The sequence below is a fragment of the Sulfitobacter sp. JL08 genome (assembly GCF_003352045.1).
GTDB lineage: Bacteria > Pseudomonadota > Alphaproteobacteria > Rhodobacterales > Rhodobacteraceae > JL08.
In genome coordinates, this window is sequence record NZ_CP025815.1 from 34,870 (window position 1) to 54,315 (window position 19,446).

Annotated in this window: 20 protein-coding genes; 6 read left to right on the forward strand and 14 right to left on the reverse strand. The window is 59.1% G+C overall.

Features of this window, described 5'->3' with window-relative positions:
* Positions 1-6 precede the first annotated feature (6 nt).
* A complete protein-coding gene (locus tag C1J05_RS00145; RefSeq protein ID WP_114868489.1) occupies positions 7-1,431 on the reverse strand; it encodes an amidase in 1,425 nt (474 codons plus the stop codon).
* 164 nt (positions 1,432-1,595) lie between these two features.
* Between C1J05_RS00145 and C1J05_RS00150 the strand changes: the two genes are divergently transcribed.
* Positions 1,596-1,937: a DUF2794 domain-containing protein gene (locus C1J05_RS00150; protein WP_114872007.1), complete on the forward strand. Its 342-nt coding sequence runs from the start codon at positions 1,596-1,598 to the stop codon at positions 1,935-1,937.
* 39 nt (positions 1,938-1,976) lie between these two features.
* Here C1J05_RS00150 and C1J05_RS00155 read toward each other — a convergent pair whose 3' ends face one another.
* The 3 genes from C1J05_RS00155 to C1J05_RS00165 form a co-directional block, all read right to left on the reverse strand.
* The gene (locus C1J05_RS00155) at positions 1,977-2,798 is read right to left on the reverse strand and encodes a C40 family peptidase (protein ID WP_114868490.1); all 822 of its coding nucleotides are present in this window, start codon (positions 2,796-2,798) and stop codon (positions 1,977-1,979) included.
* The gene (locus C1J05_RS00160; protein WP_114868491.1) at positions 2,798-4,183 is read right to left on the reverse strand and encodes a leucyl aminopeptidase family protein; all 1,386 of its coding nucleotides are present in this window, start codon (positions 4,181-4,183) and stop codon (positions 2,798-2,800) included. Before C1J05_RS00160 ends, C1J05_RS00155 begins: the two co-directional genes overlap by 1 nt.
* A 68-nt stretch (positions 4,184-4,251) precedes the next feature.
* The gene (locus tag C1J05_RS00165; RefSeq protein WP_205389013.1) at positions 4,252-4,653 is read right to left on the reverse strand and encodes a hypothetical protein; all 402 of its coding nucleotides are present in this window, start codon (positions 4,651-4,653) and stop codon (positions 4,252-4,254) included.
* A 130-nt stretch (positions 4,654-4,783) separates the two neighbouring features.
* On the opposite strand from C1J05_RS00165, the gene C1J05_RS00170 reads away from it, so the two are divergent.
* The 3 genes from C1J05_RS00170 to C1J05_RS00180 are packed head-to-tail and all read left to right on the forward strand — an operon-like array spanning position 4,784 to position 6,788.
* Positions 4,784-5,434, forward strand: a complete 651-nt coding sequence (locus C1J05_RS00170; RefSeq protein WP_114868493.1) for a carbonic anhydrase — start codon at positions 4,784-4,786, stop codon at positions 5,432-5,434.
* A 46-nt stretch (positions 5,435-5,480) separates the two neighbouring features.
* A complete protein-coding gene (locus C1J05_RS00175) occupies positions 5,481-6,473 on the forward strand; it encodes a sodium-dependent bicarbonate transport family permease (RefSeq protein WP_114868494.1) in 993 nt (330 codons plus the stop codon).
* A gap of 3 nt (positions 6,474-6,476) precedes the next feature.
* Complete coding sequence (locus C1J05_RS00180; protein WP_114868495.1) at positions 6,477-6,788, forward strand: P-II family nitrogen regulator; 312 nt, start codon at positions 6,477-6,479, stop codon at positions 6,786-6,788.
* On the opposite strand, the gene C1J05_RS00185 is transcribed toward C1J05_RS00180, so the two are convergent.
* Together C1J05_RS00185 and C1J05_RS00190 are read right to left on the reverse strand one after the other, a co-directional pair.
* A complete protein-coding gene (locus C1J05_RS00185) occupies positions 6,785-7,807 on the reverse strand; it encodes an aspartate-semialdehyde dehydrogenase (protein WP_114868496.1) in 1,023 nt (340 codons plus the stop codon). The two genes, C1J05_RS00180 and C1J05_RS00185, sit on opposite strands and share 4 nt — an antisense overlap.
* Positions 7,808-7,879: 72 nt before the next feature.
* Positions 7,880-9,052, reverse strand: coding sequence for an MFS transporter (locus C1J05_RS00190; RefSeq protein ID WP_114872008.1), 1,173 nt, complete (start codon positions 9,050-9,052; stop codon positions 7,880-7,882).
* 131 nt (positions 9,053-9,183) lie between these two features.
* Here C1J05_RS00190 and C1J05_RS00195 point away from each other — a divergent pair, with 131 nt between their 5' ends.
* Positions 9,184-10,326 (forward strand): DUF3095 domain-containing protein, encoded by a 1,143-nt coding sequence (locus C1J05_RS00195; RefSeq protein ID WP_114872009.1) that lies wholly within the window; start codon positions 9,184-9,186, stop codon positions 10,324-10,326.
* Positions 10,327-10,333: 7 nt separating this feature from the next.
* Here C1J05_RS00195 and C1J05_RS00200 read toward each other — a convergent pair whose 3' ends face one another.
* From C1J05_RS00200 to C1J05_RS00235, 8 genes are all read right to left on the reverse strand, one after another.
* Entirely contained in the window at positions 10,334-11,101 is a 768-nt protein-coding gene (locus tag C1J05_RS00200) for an aldolase/citrate lyase family protein (RefSeq protein ID WP_114868497.1), read from the reverse strand.
* Positions 11,102-11,142: 41 nt separating this feature from the next.
* A complete protein-coding gene (glpK, locus tag C1J05_RS00205; RefSeq protein WP_114868498.1) occupies positions 11,143-12,645 on the reverse strand; it encodes a glycerol kinase GlpK in 1,503 nt (500 codons plus the stop codon).
* Positions 12,642-14,186: a glycerol-3-phosphate dehydrogenase gene (gene glpD / locus C1J05_RS00210; protein ID WP_114868499.1), complete on the reverse strand. Its 1,545-nt coding sequence runs from the start codon at positions 14,184-14,186 to the stop codon at positions 12,642-12,644. The genes glpK and glpD overlap by 4 nt, the downstream gene beginning before the upstream one ends.
* A 66-nt stretch (positions 14,187-14,252) precedes the next feature.
* On the reverse strand, positions 14,253-15,530 hold the full coding sequence (locus C1J05_RS00215) for a flavin-dependent oxidoreductase (RefSeq protein WP_114868500.1): 1,278 nt from the start codon (positions 15,528-15,530) through the stop codon (positions 14,253-14,255).
* 57 nt (positions 15,531-15,587) lie between these two features.
* On the reverse strand, positions 15,588-16,097 hold the full coding sequence (locus tag C1J05_RS00220) for an isopentenyl-diphosphate Delta-isomerase (RefSeq protein WP_114872010.1): 510 nt from the start codon (positions 16,095-16,097) through the stop codon (positions 15,588-15,590).
* A gap of 181 nt (positions 16,098-16,278) precedes the next feature.
* Entirely contained in the window at positions 16,279-17,301 is a 1,023-nt protein-coding gene (locus C1J05_RS00225; RefSeq protein WP_114868501.1) for a P1 family peptidase, read from the reverse strand.
* Positions 17,301-17,651: a cupin domain-containing protein gene (locus tag C1J05_RS00230; RefSeq protein WP_114868502.1), complete on the reverse strand. Its 351-nt coding sequence runs from the start codon at positions 17,649-17,651 to the stop codon at positions 17,301-17,303. The genes C1J05_RS00225 and C1J05_RS00230 overlap by 1 nt, the downstream gene beginning before the upstream one ends.
* Positions 17,651-18,397, reverse strand: a complete 747-nt coding sequence (locus C1J05_RS00235) for an SDR family oxidoreductase (protein WP_114868503.1) — start codon at positions 18,395-18,397, stop codon at positions 17,651-17,653. The genes C1J05_RS00230 and C1J05_RS00235 overlap by 1 nt, the downstream gene beginning before the upstream one ends.
* 172 nt (positions 18,398-18,569) lie before the next feature.
* Between C1J05_RS00235 and yghU the strand changes: the two genes are divergently transcribed.
* Positions 18,570-19,445, forward strand: coding sequence for a glutathione-dependent disulfide-bond oxidoreductase (gene yghU / locus C1J05_RS00240; RefSeq protein ID WP_114868504.1), 876 nt, complete (start codon positions 18,570-18,572; stop codon positions 19,443-19,445).
* The last annotated feature ends 1 nt before the right edge of the window (position 19,446 follow it).

The following is a 19,446-nucleotide window of genomic DNA, read 5'->3' on the forward strand; positions in this document are numbered from 1 at the left end:
ACCATATCAAGGGCGGCGGTCAAACCATGGTCGGGCCCGTTCCAGATCGGCACAAAGCGACATCAGCACCTCGTCTTCGCCAAAGCGGCCCGCCAGGTGAATGCCGATCGGCAATCCGTCGGATGACCAGCACAGAGGCACCGATGCTGCGGGCTGCCCGGTGGCGTTGAATGCGGCGGTGTAGGGCGAATAGGCAAAAACACCGTCCGGTCCGGTGCGGTAGTTCACATAATCGTCGCGGTCATGGTTAAAGCGTCCGATGACTGCAGGCGGTTCCGCCAGCGTCGGCGTCAGCAGAATATCGTAGTCTTGGAAAAACGCGGCCATTTCCCGCCCGTAACGGTGGATCTTTCCAACGCTCTGCAAATAGCGATCCCCTGAAATTGTGCTGGCAAACGCCATGGCGCTGCGCGATACGCCTTCGATTTCGCCATCGCGCAGCGGTGTGCCACGCTCTTCTATTTCGGCGCGGATGCCCAATGCCGTGCCGCAAGCCACTATAATCGTCCATGCGTGCATCATGCCGTTGGTATCGGCCGCGGGGCGCGCGATTTCGATGTGATGCCCCATGTCCGCCAGCAGCGCAGCGGCGTCCTGAACCGCATCGCGGCACACAGGATCAATGGCTTCGCCGGTCAGCGATGTGTCACATAATGCAATTTTCAGCGGCTTCGGGCTGCGCGTCAGCGCCGCCATGTAGCTCTCTTTCAACGGTGGCGCGCAGTAGGGTGCACCAAGGTCGGGCCCTTCCGTTGCGTCCAGCAACAGGGCGGTATCGCGCACCGATCTTGTCAGGAAACCGTCAATCGCCATTCCGGCCCAGCCTTCTCCGGCATAGGGGCCATCGGGCAGCCGTCCGCGTGTGGCCTTGTAGCCGAACAATCCGCAGCATGAGGCCGGCACCCGTACCGAACCACCGCCATCCGATCCGTGGGCCGCGGGTACAATGCCGGCGGCAACCGCAGCACCCGCACCGCCCGACGAACCGCCCGGTGTGTGGTTCAGATTCCACGGATTACGCGTGGGTCCGCCGTAAACAGCGGCCTCTGTCACGATGCCGATCCCGCCTTCGGGTGAGGTTGTACGCCCGAAATTGGCCAGACCTGTGGCCGCCAGGCGATCATAAAGCGCTGAATTCTGGTCATAAACCGTGTTCTTCAACAGGACAGAGCCGTTATGGGACGGAAAATCTATTGCTTCGGCACCCAGATCCTTGAGCAGGAACGGCACGCCCTTCAGCGGTCCGTCTGGCAGGCCGTTTGCAATATTTCTACGCGCCACATCTTCGGCCAGCATTACAACAGCGTTCAAATCGCCGTTTCTGGATTCAACCCGTGCCAGCGCCGCATCCAGCAATTCATCCGCCGTCACGTCTTTGGCGGCAATCAAACCGGCCAGACCTGTAGCATCATAGTGTTCGTAGTCGTCCATTCTGATTTACCTGACTTGTCCCCTTGGCGCACACTAAGCATGGAACGCCGACAGGTGCAAAGCCGACCATCGCAGGGCCGGTGATTTGGCCAGCAAAGTGCAGATCAAAAGCTATGGACCTTGTTGGCACTTGCTTTGTTACGCGTTTGGCGCAAATGTTGGTTATGACATTCCAATCGCCAGTGTCTTCCGCCTCGTTCGCACCGCCACAGGTGGCGTTTCAGCGCAACGAATTATCGCTTATTCTGGCTTTGTACGGTCGGATGGTTGCCGCGGGTGAATGGCGCGATTACGGCATTTCCTGTTTGCGTGATGTGGCGGTATTTTCCGTGTTCAGGCGCACTGCCGAAAATCCGCTTTACCGGATTGAAAAGCGGCCCAAACTGCGCGGCAAACAGGGCCAGTATGCGGTTGTCGGTATGGACGGGCGCATCCTGAAACGGGGTCCGGATCTCAAGTCGGTATTGCGGGTGCTGGATATCAAGCTGATCCGTTCGGTCAAATAGCGGCCACCTGCGTCACAAGTATTTATGAAAAGATGAGGGTCAGGGGCGTTTGTGGGCGATCAGCGGGCCATCGCCCTGCGCATTGATCCGATCCAGAGCCGCCTGAATGTTTTCTGTCACAACCGCCATCGGATGTGCTGTTGCATGGATCATCGTGTCCGGGGACAGTGCCAGTGCAACATGCCCCTTCCAGAACAACAGATCGCCTGTCTGAAACGGACTGCCAATATCGACGGGCGTACCCAGTTCGGCGCTTTGCAGATCACTGTCGCCGGGGCAAGGCCGTCCGCAGGCAAGATAGGCGGCTTGCACAAGCCCCGAACAATCAAGCCCCGTACTGCTGTTCCCGCCCCACAAATAAGGTGCCCCCAGAAACTGGCGGGCGACCTTTAATGGATCCTGCGCCATCTGCCCGACAGGGCTCAGGTGCTGGGCCGGAACATAGCCGGTTCCGATATCCAGAAACCCGTTTTTTTCATCCTTTGCCGTAACCTGCGCACCCAGTGACAGCAGCATCGTATCGCCGGATTTTATACTGGCATCGGAATAGACATGTGTGGCGCGGGCATGAACCCGATGCGTAGGTTCTGTCCACGGACCCAGCGCCGCCGAATCGACATACCCGCAATATCCGTCTTTTTCGGATTGGACATAGCTGTGGCCCTGTTCCGTATCATAGACGGTGACGGCATCGCCCAGCAGCAACTGGCGCAGGCGCGGACCATCCGGTGCGCGCCTGATATCAGCCAGCGCAGTCACCACCTGTGCCGGTGTCCCGTCGCGGAATACTTCGGCGTCAACGCGGTCACGCAAAGTGCTGGCAGCCACACGGCCATTAAACGGGGTGGTTCGGCTGTCCATCACAGATCAAGAACCTTTGGCAGGGCCTCCAGCAGCGCGCGCGCGCCTTGCATCGCGCCGCCCTTGGGTCGTCCTGGTGCCGCGCTGGGATGCCAGCCGTAAATGTCGAAATGCACATAGCGGGATGTGTTTGTAACAAACCGACGCAAGAACAGCGCGGCGGTGATCGATCCGGCGAACCCGCCCTTGGGGGCATTGTCCAGATCGGCAATGCCGGGTTCGATCATTGATTCGTAAGGCGTGTGAAATGGCAGACGCCAAAGCGGATCACTCGCTGTTGCGCCCGCCTGATCCAGAGATGACACCACAGCGGGATCGTCGCAGAAATAGGGCGCCAAGTCCGGCCCCACTGCCACCCGTGCGGCCCCTGTCAGCGTCGCCATTGATACGATCAGATCCGGTGTTTCTTCGTCGGCAAGCGCCAGCGCGTCGGCCAGAACAAGCCGGCCTTCGGCGTCGGTGTTGTTGATTTCAACGCTCAGCCCCTTGCGCGACATCAGGATATCTTGCGGGCGAAAGGCGTTACCCGAAACCGAATTTTCCACCGACGGGATCAGAACGCGCAATTGCAACGGCAAACCCAGCGCCATGATCATGCGGGCCAGTCCAAGCACATTGGCCGCCCCGCCCATATCCTTTTTCATCAACCCCATTGAGGCCCCGGGTTTCAGGTTCAAACCACCTGTATCAAAACACACGCCTTTGCCGACCAGTGTCAGGGTCGGTCCGGACTTGCCCCAGCGCATGTCGATCAGGCGCGGCGCACGATCAGCGGCACGCCCGACTGTGTGGATCATCGGAAAATTATGCGTCAGCAGTTCATCGCCTGTGATCACGGATATTCTGGCCTTGAACGACTTGGCCAGCGCGCGCGCGGCCTGTTCCAGGTCGGGCGGCCCCATGTCGCACGCGGGCGTATTGATCAGGTCGCGCGTCAGGCATTCGCTTTGGGCAAGGATTTCCAGTCTCGATGCGTCCACATCCTTTGGGGCAACCAAGCGCGCTTTCATCGCGCTCTGATCCTTGTAACGGTCAAACCTGTACTGTTCCAGCAACCAGCCCAGGCATTCCGTTTCCAGCGCCGCGCCCGTCAATCCGTCTTCTATACGATACTGGCCTTCGGGCAGATTGGTGGCCGCCGCCGCAAGGGCATAGCGCCCGCGCGCCCGCGATGCTTGCGTGCCGTAGCCCGCCAATGCGCCCGCCGGCTTGCCGGTTTTGTCGGGGATGACCAGTGACTGGCCCAGTTTGCCCTTGAACCCGTTTGCTTCTACCCAGTTCTGCGTCAGATCCGACTGACCCGACTGCCATTTTTCAAACCGGTCCTCTTCGATCACGAACAGGGGCAGGGTGGCTTTGGTTTCGGCGGCAAAGCTGGGCAACATCGGTAGGGCCTTACAAAAAATGGGTGCAGGGCACAGACTACCCCGCTTTGGCGGGCCTGCAAGCCCGATCAGACAGTCATGTCCTGCAAATCCCAGATCTGAGTCAGGGATTTTTCGCCGATACGCAGCAGCCGTGACAATGTAGCCGCTGTGGCCACCACATCCCTTCCGTCGACCGCACGGGTCACATCCGATGCAACCCGTGACAGCAACGTCATGCCGATCTGGTCGGAAATCGCTACCAGAGAACGCGCAAGCTTGCGCAAATCCTTCCATTTTTCCTGCCGGTACATCCGTTCGCATTGCGCCATGCGGATCGCCAGTTCTTCCATGGCGCGGCAGATGATGTCTTCTGCGCCCGCCGTACCAAGCTGCGCGTAAAGCCCGTCCAGACGATCCGGATCAAGCAACACAGCTTCGCTCTGGATCAGTTTCGTTACGTGTTCCAAACCACTCACCCTTATTCCCATGCCCCCACGGCACGGGTCAGATGCGCAGCAACAAGTTCCCAAAAGGTTGCCGGGGCGGGCTGTTTTTGCTCGAATTGAGTTAGAATTCAGACTATCGGAGGGGCAGTAAGCCCTGAAAGACCATACTGCCATGAAATTTGCCAAACCTTTGCCAAGCTACCTTTTGCAACGCTATCACGGATGGAAGGCGACCTCGTACGCTGAAAACAAAGGCTGGTACCGGCGTCTTGCAACCGAGGGTCAGCGCCCGCGGGCAATGGTTATTTCCTGCTGCGACAGCCGCGTGCATGTGACATCCATCTTCGGTGCGGATCAGGGCGAGTTTTTTATTCACCGCAACATCGCAAACCTTGTTCCACCTTATGAACCGGATGGCGATCACCACGGAACAAGTGCGGCGGTCGAATACGCGGTCAGTTTTCTGAACGTGGCGCATATCATCGTACTGGGCCATTCCAATTGTGGTGGCGTTCAGGGCTGTCTGGACATGTGTGAGGGGCACGCCCCCGAGCTTGAGGCGCTGGACAGTTTTGTCGGGCGCTGGATGGACATTCTGCGGCCGAAATATGCAAGTGTCCAAGGCCTTGGCGACAAGGAACAACAGGCCCGCGCGCTGGAAAAGCAATCGGTTCTGGTGTCGCTTGAAAACCTGATGAGCTTTCCTTTTGTGCAGGCGGCTGTGGAAGACGGCAGATTGAGCCTGCATGGTCTCTGGACGGATATCGGCGAAGGCGGGCTGGAGTATTTTGACCCGCCCCAAGGCGTTTTTCTGCCGGTCTGACCGGTGCTGCGGAACATGATGAACACGCCGAAATGTCAGGATCGACATGTCTGAAATTCTAAGCCTTGCAGCCAATAATCTGCTGTCCCCGATCATCCTGTCCTTTGCGTTGGGCGTGGCGGCGTCCCTTGCGCGGTCAGACCTGAGCGTGCCCGAAGCGGCGGCAAAAGCGTTGTCGATCTACCTTTTGTTTGCCATCGGATTCAAAGGCGGGGTCAGCGTCGCGGATCACGGGATCGATCTGACACTGGGCCTGTCTTTGCTTGCGGGCATCGTGTTGTCGTTCATTCTTCCGCTGGTGGCATTTGCCCTGCTCAAGGTGATGAGCGGACTAAGCCGCCTGGATGCGGCGGCGGTTGCGGCGCATTACGGTTCGATATCGATCGTGACCTTTGTGGCGGCATCGTCTGTTCTGGAAAGCAGTGGAATCACCGCCGAAGGATATATGGTGGCGGTTGCTGCCGCGATGGAAGCGCCTGCCATCCTGTCGGCCCTGTGGCTGATATCGCGTGGTGGGCCCGATGGGGAAAATGGTACTCAGCGCATGGACAGCGATCTGTGGCGTGAAATTCTGCTGAACGGGTCAATCGTTCTTCTGGTTGGCGCCTTTGCCATCGGATGGGCAACGGGGCAGGACGGTCTGGCCGAAATCGACAGTTTCATCGTGGCGCCGTTCAAAGGCGTGTTGTGCCTGTTTCTGCTGGACATGGGTATCGTTGCGGGGCGAGGGTTGCGCGGCGGCAGTGGTGTTTTGCGTCCCGGTGTTCTGGCCTTTGGCATGTTGATGCCGTTGATCGGAAGCATGTTCGGGCTGACCGCCGGCCTGTTGCTGGGGCTGTCCACGGGTGGTGTTGCATTGTTCATGGTCCTGTCAGCATCAGCGTCTTACATCGCCGTACCCGCCGCCATGCGCGTGGCCCTGCCCGAAGCGAACCCGTCTGTTTATCTGACCCTTTCGCTGGGGGTGACATTTCCTTTTAACCTGACCGTTGGCATCCCGCTTTACGTGGCCATTGCCAGCGCCATGACCGGAGGTTGACCAATGCAGACCCACAAAGCCAAACGCGTTGAAATCACGATCGAGCTGATCATGCAGCGCCGCCTGACCGATGCGCTGATCAAGGCGGGCGTGACCGGCTATTCGGTCCTGCCTGTACTGGGCGGGTCAGGACGGTCGGGCGAGTGGAGCAGATCCGGTCAGGTCAGCCGCGCCAACGGTATGGTACAGGTTGTCTGTATGATCCGGCCAGACAGATTGGACGGCCTGCTTGAGGCCGCCTTTGCAGTTGTGGAACGCCATATCGGTGTGGTCAGCGTTGTGGATTGCGAAGTGTTAAGGGCTGAACGGTTCTAGCCCTTTTTCAGCACCCGCGTGCCCAGTGTTTCTGCGATCTGGACTGCGTTCAGGGCCGCGCCCTTGCGCAGGTTGTCACTGACGCACCACAGGTTCAGGCCATTGTCGATAGTGCTGTCCTGACGGATACGGCTGATAAAGGTTGCATAGTCGCCGACGCATTCCACCGGCGTGACATATCCGCCGTCTTCCCGTTTATCGATCACCATGATGCCGGGGGCCTCGCGCAGGATATCGCGGGCTTCGTTTTCATCCAGAAACTCTTCGAACTCGATGTTCACGGCTTCGGAGTGGCCAACAAAAACCGGCACCCGCACGCAGGTTGCGGTAACCTTGATCGACGGATCGACGATTTTCTTGGTTTCGGCGACCATCTTCCATTCTTCTTTGGTTTCGCCGCTGTCCATGAACACATCGATGTGCGGGATCACGTTGAACGCGATCTGCTTGGTGAATTTCCTGGCAGGCTTGTCATCCACCGGATTGTAGATCGATTTTGTCTGGTCCCACAATTCGTCGATGCCGTCCTTGCCGGCGCCGGATACCGATTGATAGGTCGATACCACAACACGTTTGATCCTGGCACGGTCATGCAACGGCTTGAGCGCGACAACCATTTGGGCGGTCGAACAGTTGGGATTGGCGATAATGTTCTTTTTCGAATACCCCAAAATGGCATCCGCGTTCACTTCGGGCACGATCAGGGGAACATCGGGATCATACCGATAGAGCGATGAGTTATCGATTACGATACATCCTGCGGCTGCGGATTTGGGTGCATAGGTTTTGGTGGCTTCAGATCCGACGGCGAACAATGCGATATCCCATCCGGAAAAATCGAATGTATCAAGATCCTTCGTCTTGAGCGTCTTGTCGCCAAAGCTGACTTCGGTGCCGATCGACTTGCGGGATGCCAGAACGGCGATCTCGTCAATCGGGAACTGGCGTTCCGCCAGAATGTTCAGCATTTCGCGGCCCACATTGCCTGTGGCGCCAACGACAACGACGCGATAACCCATGATTGTTCTCCAGATAGGTCAGAGGTGCTGGCGTCTCTTATCCCCAACTTTGTCGGGGCGAAAGGGGGCGCGTCAATCTTTGGCGTCGCGGCTGAACAAATAGATCAGAACGCCCAGCAGGACCGACAAGCCGAAAAAGGCGAAAATTGCCGCGTATCCGGTTTCGGGAATGTCGCCCTGAAACTGTGTATGCAACCGCCCCGATGCAAACTGCATGACTGCTGCGCCGCCAATCCCGAAAAGGTTCATCAGCGTCACGCCCCGCCCCATAAGATGGGTCGGGAAAAACGCGCGGGCATGGGCGATCATTACCGGAAAGGACGCCCCCAATAGCCCCAACAGTGCCAGCAGAACAATCGCAAGCGCAACACCCGACCCCGCAAAGAACGCCAGACCCAGACACACAAGGCCGCAGCCCAGATTGCCCAGCAAGATTACCCCTTTTTGCGTGCCGAATATCCGGTCCAGCGGGCCGTATAAAAGCGTACCGGCAATCATCGCACATCCCATAACCAGCGTTGCCTGCCCGACCTGTCCGGTATCCATACCGTAAACGTCGCTAAGATAAGGGCCGATCCAAAGCCCGCGCACCGCGCCGGACGGGGCAAAGTTAAAGAACATCAGCGGGAAAATCGGCCACAGCGCAGGGATACGGAACAGATCGCGCAACGATCCCTTTACGTCCTGTTCAAGCGCGGGTGGGTCCTTGACCAGAAAAAACACCCCCATTGCGATAACGCTGGCGATGCCGGCCAGACCCATCAACGACGCGCGCCAGCCAATGGTTTCGGCGGCCCACGCCATCGGATAGGATGCCACCAGATTGCCAACCGATCCGACGCCGATCATGACGGCACCCAAAGTCGCGAACTGGCGCGCCGGAAACTGGCGCGCGAAAATGTAATAGGATGCCATCAAAAGCGGGGCACACCCGATCCCGATCAGACCCATCGCCACATTGATATGCAGCGGCGTTGTTGCCATCGCGAACAGCAGCGCGCCACCCCCGCCTCCGATCAGCAACAGCGATGAAGCGGTGCGCCGCGGCCCGAATTTGTCCAAGGCCCATCCAATCGGGATTTGCATGGCTGCAAAAGTCAGAAACCAAAGCCCTGATGCCACCGCCAGATCATCCGGCCCTGCGCCGACATCCTGTTGCAGGACAGTGCTGAGAACGGCAAGAAACGCTCTGAAAAACTGGCTTAGCACGTAGGCGCAGCACAGCAGGATCAATCCGGCAACCATTTTGCATTCCCCAAAGGTGTCGCGCTTGCGTGCCATAGGGCGTACCCTTGCGCAAGACACGGATATGCGGGCACTGTAATTTCAGTGCCGCGCGGTTCGCCCGCACGCCCGATCTGTTTACAGGCCATGCCATGAATACTGATGCCGCCTTTTACGACAGCTTGCCCCGGATCGACCGGTTTGCCGATCTGTCGGATGCATCCTGTTATCACAGCCTGCCAAAGGATTGGGCTGTTGGCGTGGCAGATATTCAGGGATCAACGCAGGCGATTGCCGAAGGCCGGTACAAGACCGTCAATATGGTCGGCGCGGCGGTGATCTCGGCCCAGATCAACCAGATGAAGGGCCGCGCCTTTCCCTATGTGTTCGGTGGTGACGGCGCCGCCTTTGCCCTTGCTCCGGCTGATCAGGCGCACGCGGCACTGGCGCTGTCAGCAGTCCGGCGCTGGGCGCTGGATGAATTCGGTATCACGCTGCGCGTCGCCTTGGTGCCGGTGCACGACATTGAGGCGGCGGGGCTGGAGATAAACGTGGCGCGGTTTCGTGCGGCATCCGATGTGGATTACGCGATGTTCAGCGGCGGCGGTGTGTCCTGGGCCGAAGCACAGATGAAATCCGGCAGATACGCGCTGCCCGAAGCACCGCGCGACACAACACCTGATCTGACAGGCCTGTCGTGTCGTTGGTCGCCAGTGCGCGCCCGCAATGGTTCAATCGTGTCGCTTGTCCTGAACAGTGCCGCAGGGGCGGACCCGCTGGCCTACAAGGCGGTTGTGCAGGATATCATCACCCTGACCGGACGGCTTGACCGTGGTGGCCATCCGATCCCCGATGCGGGCCCCGGCGTCGCGTGGCCGCCTCCCGGTGTCACGCTTGAGGCACATGCCCGTCATGGCACCCGCCCGATAGGATCAACGCGCCGCAAAATTCTGTTTGAAACTCTTGTGGCGTGGTTTGTGCTTAAAATGGGTCTGAAGATCGGCGGGTTTGATGCCCGCCATTATACCCGCACCGTCGGGCAAAACGCTGATTTTCGCAAATTCGACGATGGGCTGAAAATGACTCTGGATTGCGATCCCGATACGCTGGTTGCGCTGCAAGACAGGTTGGGCAAGGCGCGTGACAACGGCCTTATCGAATTCGGGCTGTTCCAGCAGGATGAGGCAATGATGACCTGTATCGTGCCCTCAATCCTGACGGATGATCACCTGCATTTCGTGGATGGCGCATCAGGCGGATACACGCAGGCCGCGGCCCAGATCAAGGCAGGCTGAAGATCCGCTAGGATTTCCATTTAAGCGCAGTGTCCCGCGCGGTTTGCGCCAGCATGACCACATCAATGCCGACAGCGACAAACTGCGCGCCGACTTGCAAGTACTGCTGCGTGAAATCATCTTTCAGCGACAGGATTCCCGGCGCCTTGCCCGCTGCCCTGATCTTTTCCAGCGCACCCAGAATAACCGCCTGCACTTCGGGGTCGGCACTGTTGCCGCCAAACCCCATATCAGCCGCCAGATCGGCAGGCCCGATAAAGACGCCGTCGATGCCATCGACCGCCAGAATATCATCCAGCACGGCAATGCCTGCCTTGCTTTCGACCTGCACCAGCAGACATATCTGCGCGTTGGCTGTTTCAACATAGTCGGGCACGCTGGAAAACCGTGTGGCCCGCGCCAGTGCCGCACCAACCCCGCGCACGCCGTCTGGCGCATAGCGACATGCTTGCACCAGATCGCGTGCCTGTTCTGCACTGTCGACCATCGGTACCAGCACGGTTTGCGCCCCGACGTCCAGCACCTGTTTGATCATCCAGGTCTCACCTATCGGGACCCGGACAACCGGATGCGACGGTGACGGTTCCAGCGCAATCAACTGGTCGCGGATCGACCGGATATCATTCGGCGCATGTTCGCCATCGATTACCAGCCAGTCAAACCCGGCAGTGCCCATGATATCGGCAGCGTACCCGTCGGCAAATCCCATCCAGCACCCGAATTGCGTGTGCCCGTCCTTCAAGGCTGCCTTGAACGTGTTGACCGGTGCGCTCATCTGATGCTCCTAGTGATTGCTTTTGTTTCGTGATCGGGTCGTCAGTCGCCAGACACATCAACCGACAATGTGGCGGCCACGGCACTTTTCCATGCGCTGTAGCGTGCGGCGCGCGTCTGCGCATCCATCTTTGGTGTAAACTGGCGTTCCTTTGCCCAGGTTGCCGCAAATCCGGCCAGACCGGGGTAGACCCCCGCCTGCATACCCGCCAGCCACGCTGCCCCCAATGCGGTTGTTTCAACACCCTGGGGTCGGTCCACCGGCGCATCCAGAATGTCGGAAAGAAACTGCATGGCCCAATCATTCGCCGACAACCCGCCATCGACACGCAACACAGGCGAAGCGCCTTCTTCCGGCCAGTCCGCCTGCATCGCTTCCAGCAGATCGCGGGTTTGATAGCCGACGCTTTGTAATGTGGCGCGGGCCATTTCGGCGGGTCCCGAATTACGTGTCAGCCCATAAACCGCGCCGCGGCATTCGGCATTCCAATAGGGCGCGCCCAATCCGGTGAAGGCCGGTACCAGAATGACGTTCTGCGCCGGATCGGCCTGATCTGCCAATTCTGCCGTGTGCGCACTGTGTGCAATCACACCCAGCCCGTCACGCAGCCACTGAACAGCCGCACCGGCCACGAAAATCGACCCTTCCAGCGCATATGTCGGCACACCGTCAAACTGATAGGCCACCGTGGTCAGCAGACGGTTCTGCGACGTCACCGGTGCGGCACCGGTGTTCAGCAAGGCAAAACATCCGGTTCCGTATGTGGCCTTGATCATGCCCGGCTCGAAACAGGCCTGCCCGATTGTCGCCGCCTGCTGATCACCCGCAACGCCAAGAATGGGAATATCCGCTCCGAAATGAACCGCCTGCGCCATACCGAAATCCGCGGCGCAATCGCGCACGTCGGGCAGCATTTCCATGGGAACATCAAGCAGGCTGCAAATCTCGTCACTCCATCGGCCTTGCCGGATATCATAAAGCAACGTGCGCGAGGCATTGGTTGCATCGGTCGCATGCACCCTTCCGCCTGTCAGATGCCAGATCAGAAAACTGTCAACCGTTCCGAACAGCAATGTCCCGTCCCGCGCCCGTGCGCGCGCATCGGGGTAGGTATCCAGCACCCATTTCAGTTTGGTTCCCGAAAAATACGGGTCCAGCAACAGGCCCGTTTGCTGCGTGATCATCGGTTCGTGTCCGGCGGCGCGCAAGTGGGCGCAAAGCGGTGCGGTCCGCCTGTCCTGCCAGACAATCGCGTTGTGCAGTGCCTCACCTGTATTCGCGTCCCAGACCACCGTTGTCTCGCGTTGGTTCGTGATGCCGATGGCGGCAATTTCACCTGCTTCCAGACCTGCCGAAGTCAGCGCATCCCGGCAGGTCGACAGCACCGTTTTCCACAGATCGTCAGCCGCATGTTCAACCCAGCCAGAGGCTGGAAAATGCTGTTCGAATTCTTTTTGGGCAGACGCGATGGGGAGCATGTCTGCATCAAATATGATCGCGCGGGTTGATGTCGTGCCCTGATCAATCGCAAGAACATGTGTCATGTGCCGACTTTCTTTTCCATCCAGTTGCGCAGCGCTGATATTTCGTCCGCGCTCATCCTGAGCCCCAGTTTGGACCGCCGCCAGATCACGTCTTCGGCGGTTTGCGCATATTCATGTTGCATCAGCCACGTCACCTCGCGCTCTGTCAGATCGGCGCCGAACATGACGCCCAGATCCTGCTTTGTTTCGGCCCCCGCCAACAGGGTTTCTGCATCGGTGCCATAGGCACGGATCAGCCGTTGCGCCCACCGCGCTGTCAGGAACGGATATGTCTGCATCAGATGATCAACCAACGCCTGCACCCCGTCCACCGGGAAATCGCCACCGGGCAAAGGCACGCCCGCTGTCCAGGCTTTGCCGTCCGGATCAAGTTTGGCCAGCGCCTCTTGCGACAGCTTGCGATAGGTGGTGATTTTGCCGCCAAACACGTTCAACAGCGGCGCGCCGCTGGTATCCAGTTGCAACACATAATCGCGTGTGGCCGCCGTGGCCGATGCCGCCCCGTCATCGTAAAGCGGGCGCACCCCCGAATAGGTCCAGACCACATCGTCCATCCTCACCGGCGTCTTGAAATACTCGGATGCAAACCTGCACAGATACTCGGCCTCTTGCGGTGTGCATTCCGGTTTGGTGGACGGATCGGGATGTTCCGCGTCCGTGGTTCCGATCAGGGTAAAATCCGTTTCATAGGGAATGGCGAAAATGATCCGTCCGTCAGTGCCCTGAAAGAAATAACACTTGCCATGATCAAACAGAGACCGCGTTACAATATGGCTGCCGCGCACAAGGCGTACGGAATCCTTGGCGTTCTGGCGCAGGACGCCGTGCAAAATATCGGCCACCCATGGCCCGCCCGCATTCACCAGCTTGCGCGCCTGATGCGTGGCCCCGTCATCGGTTCTGATTGTCCAAAGATCAGCGTCGCGTTCAGCGCTGACAACCTTTGTGCGCGTCAGGATCGTGGCCCCGCGCCGTTCTGCATCCTGTGCGTTCAGAACAACCAGCCGCGCATCTTCGACCCAGCAATCCGAATATTCGTAAGCCTTCGCAAACCGGTCCTGTAGCGGCGCGCCTTCGGGCGTTCCGGCCAAAGACAGCGTGCGCGTCGCAGGTAATATTTCGCGCCCGCCCAGATGATCATACAGGAACAGACCCAGTCGGATCAGCCATGCAGGCCGCCGCCCGCGCATCCACGGCATGACAACAGACAACAACCGCGAGGTTGGCGTATCGCTTTCGAACCGCATATCGCGGTGGTAGGGCAGCACAAACCGCATCGGCCAGGAAATATGCGGCATCGCACGCAATAGGATTTCGCGTTCCTGCAGGGCAGACCGCACCAATCCGAATTCGAAAAATTCCAGATACCGCAACCCGCCGTGAAACAGCTTCGTCGAAGCCGAGGATGTCGCCCCGCCCAGATCACCCATTTCGGCCAGCGTGACAGACAGCCCGCGGCCCGCAGCATCACGGGCGATCCCGCAGCCATTGATGCCGCCGCCGATGATGAACACATCCTTGATCGTGCTGTTCCGGGTCAAATTCGGGCGTTCCCAAAATGGTTTCGTCAGGCCCGACTTTACTGGGACCACGCAGGAATGAAATAGCTACGAATAAATTAGTTTCGCGCCGATCGGGATCAGGCTTGGCCGTGCGTTTAGCGCTTCGATCGAAAAACCGGCAACGGCTTTGTACTTTGCGGCATGGTCCGCCAGATCGGCGTGGGGGATCACATCGTTTATGTCATCAAATTGGCCACCGCACAGATCTTCGACCTTTTGAAGAATGGCATCCGGTCCGGAACCGCGGTTGGCCCGGATCACGCCTGTGGTCAGCGGACGCATCTGGTCTTCATAACTGTTCAGGGCGCGCGGCGTTACACCATGCGCCAGAAACACGGCCCCCAGAACGCGGGCATCCACAATGGCTTGTGTCGCACCGTTTGATCCCACCGGATAGGTTGGATGCGCGGCATCGCCCATCAGCGTGACGGGCCCGTGGGTCCAGGCCTCCAGCGGGTCGCGGTCAACCATCGGGTATTCGAAAACAGCGTCGGCGCCTTTGATCAAGGCCGGGACATCCAGCCAATCGAACACCCAGTCTTCGAATTCGGGCAGAAAATCCGAAGTATCGGCGGCGCGGTTCCAGTCTTCCTTGTTCCAGCCACCGGCGGGGTCCACCCGCAATTCAGCGATCCAGTTCATCGTGACCAGCCCGCTGACAGGATCGGGTGGGGAAATCGGGTAGGCCACGATGCGTTTGGTATCATGCCCGATCAGTGCCATGGCACCCTGCCCGAAGAACGGTTTGGCCTGCGATGTGGCGCGCCACAAAATGGCACCGCCCCAGATTGGCGGGCCTTCTTCCGGAAAAATACGGCTACGTATGGAAGAGTGAATGCCATCGGCACCGATCAGGATATCGCCCGTCACATCGCTGCGCGCACCGGTTTCGATATCCTCAAGTTGCAGAACCACCTGCGACGCCCGGGTTTCGAACCCCATGGCACGCTGCCCCGTGACAACACAGGCCGGACCGGCCCGTGCAATCAGGGTTTCATAAAGCATCATCTGCAACTTGCCCCGGTGCACGGAATATTGCGGCCAGTCATACCCTGCCAGCAATCCGCGCGGTTCTTCCCAGATTTTTAAGCCGTGTTTCGAATAAAACCCGTATTGCTGCGTTCTGACGGCAATACTGTCCAACGCGGGTTGCAAGCCCAGATCAAAAAGTTCCCGCATGGCATTGGGTTGCAGGTTGATACCCACGCCTAGCGGTCGTATCTGGCGCGTTGCTTCAAAAATCCGGAACGGAACACCGATCTGGTGTAACGTCAGACCCAGCGACAGACCGGCGATACCGCCTCCTGCGATCAGAACGGTCATTGGCAACCTCCTTCCGAGACGCATACTGAAACAGGCAAGCGGTTGGCGCGCAAGTCGTCAGCCCGAGGCACCTTCTGATAGATCGGATCCGAAAATGTCGCCAACGTGTTCAGCCAGATAGATTTTCAGCCATGGCGTGAACAGCTCTGGTGTGCGCGCGATTTCGGCGCGCAGCGCGTCCGGGCCGATCCAGCGCGTCGCCATCACTTCGTCCGGGTTCGCGGTGATGCCAGGGCGTTCCTGCAGGTGGACAACAAACACATCCACCACTTCATGTTCGATCAGACCGCCGCCAACGTCCGCGCGGTATTCCAGCCTATGACGGTAATCCGGACTCAGACCGCTCAGCCCCAGTTCTTCTGACAGGCGGCGCTGTGCGCAGACGTGTGGGTCTTCCCCCCAATGGGGATGCGTGCAGCATGTGTTGGCCCACAGACCCGGCGTGTGGTATTTTCCCAAAGCCCGCTGTTGCAGCAGAATTTCGCCCCCGTGTAGGATAAAGACCGATACCGCCTTATGCCGCAATCCGCGCACATGCGTTTCGATCTTTTCCACTGGCGTCAACATGTCGTCGACCCAGGCGGGGATCAGGATATGGGTCTGTGCCGTCACGGATGCGCCTTTATGCGTGATAAGATGCGGATGGTTGCGCTGTGCGTTACCTGCCTGAACGACCAGAGGCAAGATAGCTGCAGTGTCGCGCGCCGCGCCCCCCGTATTTTTGGCAAAAAGAAGCGGAAAAACCGCCCTATCGGGTGTTCTGTTCTGTCCAGCAAGGCAACAGATCACCCTTGGCGGGGGTGGCGTGAAAAACTGCACGCGCAATGGCGCGGCTGACACAAAGAGCGGCCGCATGTCCGATTTCGGACATAAGGGGCGCAGAGGCGGTATTGTTGGATCCGGTGGCCAGAGCAAAGGCCAGATCACCGTCCCCCGGTGTGTGCGCAGGCACTATTGCGCGGGCAAACCCGTCATGGGCCGCGACGGCCACACGCTGGCATTGCGCCTTGTCCAGCGCCGCATCGGTGGCGATGATTGCAAGCGTCGTGTTCGCAGGGGTCGTATCTTTGGCCCCCTTGGCCAACATCTGCTGCATCTTGGCGCTGGTCAGGTCACGCCCCAATCCAGCCGACGGGTCAGGACCGACCCCGCCGAGTTCATCGCCAATTTCGTACGGGGCAGCCCAGAAATGCCGATTACTAGGCGTGGTGACACTTCCGACCGGGTTCACGGCAACCAATGCACCAACTGTCACGCCGGACGCCAGACAAAGCGAGGCTGATCCAAGCCCGCCCTTGAGGTTGGCAGTCAGCGCGCCGGTGCCTGCGCCAACGCTTCCCAGATCAAACTGATCCGTTGCACTGTCAAACGCCGCGCGGCCCAGAGCGCGATAGGGGTTTTCTGCCCAGTCCTTGGCCCCGCCATTCAGCAGATCGAAAAGAATCGCACCGGGAACAAGCGGTACGCGCGCCGGACCCACGGCAAATCCGCGCCCCGCAGCGCGCAACCCGTCGGTAACACCCGAACAGGCATCAAGGCCAAAGGCAGACCCACCCGACAGCACCAGCGCATCCACCGCGCCCACCATCTTATCGGGTGCCAGCAAATCGGTTTCGCGGGTGCCAGGGGCACCGCCCATCACATGCACCGACGCCACAAAGGGCGCATCTGCCGTGACCACAGTAGCGCCGGATTTCAGGCTATCGTCCTGTGCATTGCCCACGCGCAGGCCCGCAACATCGGTGATCAGGTTTCTGGGTCCGGGTTCCATCACACCCTCGGCTTGGCGGCTGCTGTGGCCGGATCACCGGTATTGGGTTCGCCCTTTGGTTCGATCAGCAGCACTTTGCATTCCTGCGCCGCGCGGGGCCGGTGTGTCTGGCCGCGCGGCACAATAAACAATTCACCGGCCCGCACCGTGTGGGATTGATCGCCGATATCCATGGTCATCTCGCCCTCGAGCACAAGAAAGAAATCATCGGTGTCGGGGTGCTGGTGGAACGGAAATTCACCCTGGAATTTCACCACCATCACATCATTCCCGTTGTAGTCCGCCACCACATGCGGGTCCCAGTGGGTGGAAAAAAGCGCCAGCTTCTCGGCCAGATTGATCGGGGTCATCAGATGCACCTTCCGCCGTCGACTTCCATGCAGACCCCGGTGATCATCGCCGCCTCGTCCGAACACAGGAAACAGGCGGCATTGCCCATGTCCTGTGGTGTCGAAAACCGGCCCAGCGGAATGGTGGACAGGAACTTGGCGCGCATTTCCGGCGTGTCTTCGCCCATAAAGGATTTGAGCAACGGGGTTTCGCCGGCCACCGGATTGATTGCATTCACCCGGATGCCGTCAGGGGCCAGTTCTATCGCCATGGTGCGGGTCGCCGTGATCATCCATCCTTTGGACGCATTGTACCAGTTCAACCGCGGGCGCGGCGATACACCGGCTGTGGACGCGACATTCAGAATGGTACCGGTGCCGGTTTTCTTCATGTGGGGCACCAGAGCGCGCGCGGTCAGGTAGACCGATTTCATGTTCACGTTATAGACGCGGTCGAAATCGTCTTCGCTGACATGTTCCAGCGCTGACGGAAGGTGGGTCACACCGGCATTGTTGACCAGAATATCAACTGCGCCAAAGGCCGACAGGGCCGCATCCGCCATGGCTTGCACGGACGGTCCGTTGGCCACATCCACCTGATGCGCTAGGGCGGCATCCCCCATTCTTGACGCAACGGACCTTGCCGCATCGCCATTGATATCGGCGATCATCACCCGGGCGCCTTCGGCAACGAACTTTTCAACGATCCCCGCGCCAAACCCTGATGCCCCGCCCGTAACGATGGCTGTTTTCCCCTGTAATCGCATGTCTCACATTCCGCATTGATATCAGTCGGGCCAAGGATGCCGCCATTTGCGGGCGCGGGGCAAGCGGATAAGCGCACCCGTTCTGTAACAGAGGTCGCCAGCTTGTGTTTTGCATGCGCCGTGCAGATACGTTACGCGTCGCATCCTGCAAGACATGACCGGAGAGCACTCTATGACCCAACCACCCGAATACACCCCACCCAAAGTGTGGAAATGGGACAGCGAAAGCGGCGGCAAATTCGCCAGTATCAACCGCCCCATCGCCGGGCCAACGCATGACAAGGAACTGCCTGTCGGGCGTCATCCCTTGCAGTTGTATTCCTTGGCGACACCGAACGGCGTGAAAGTGACCGTGTTGCTGGAAGAATTGCTGGCGCTGGGCAACACAGGCGCGGAATACGATGCGCATCTGATCGACATCGGCGAGGGCGACCAGTTCGGCAGTGGGTTTGTTGCGGTTAATCCGAATTCCAAAATTCCGGCACTTTTGGATCACAGTACAACACCGCCCACACGCGTTTTCGAATCAGGGGCAATCCTGCTGCATCTGGCGGAAAAATTTGGTGCCTTCATGCCATCCGATCCGGCAGATCGCGCCGAATGCCTATCGTGGCTGTTCTGGCAAATGGGAAGCGCGCCGTATCTGGGTGGCGGATTCGGCCATTTCTACGCCTATGCGCCTTACAAGATGGAATACCCGATCAACCGGTTCACGATGGAGGTCAAACGTCAGCTTGATGTGCTGGACCGCAGGCTGGCGGACAATGCCTACCTGTGCGGAGAAGAGTACACGATCGCCGATATTGCAATCTGGCCGTGGTATGGATCACTGGTTCTGAACCGCGTGTACGAGGCTGCGGAATTCATTGATGCAAAGAGCTACAAGAACGTTATGCGCTGGGCCAATCTGATCGATGCCCGCCCCGCCGTGCAGCGCGGCCGAATGGTGAACAAGACGTGGGGGCCGCTGGATCAGCAACTGCACGAGCGCCACGAGGCAAGCGATTTCGACACAAAAACCCAAGACAAACTGCGACCCGCGGATTGAA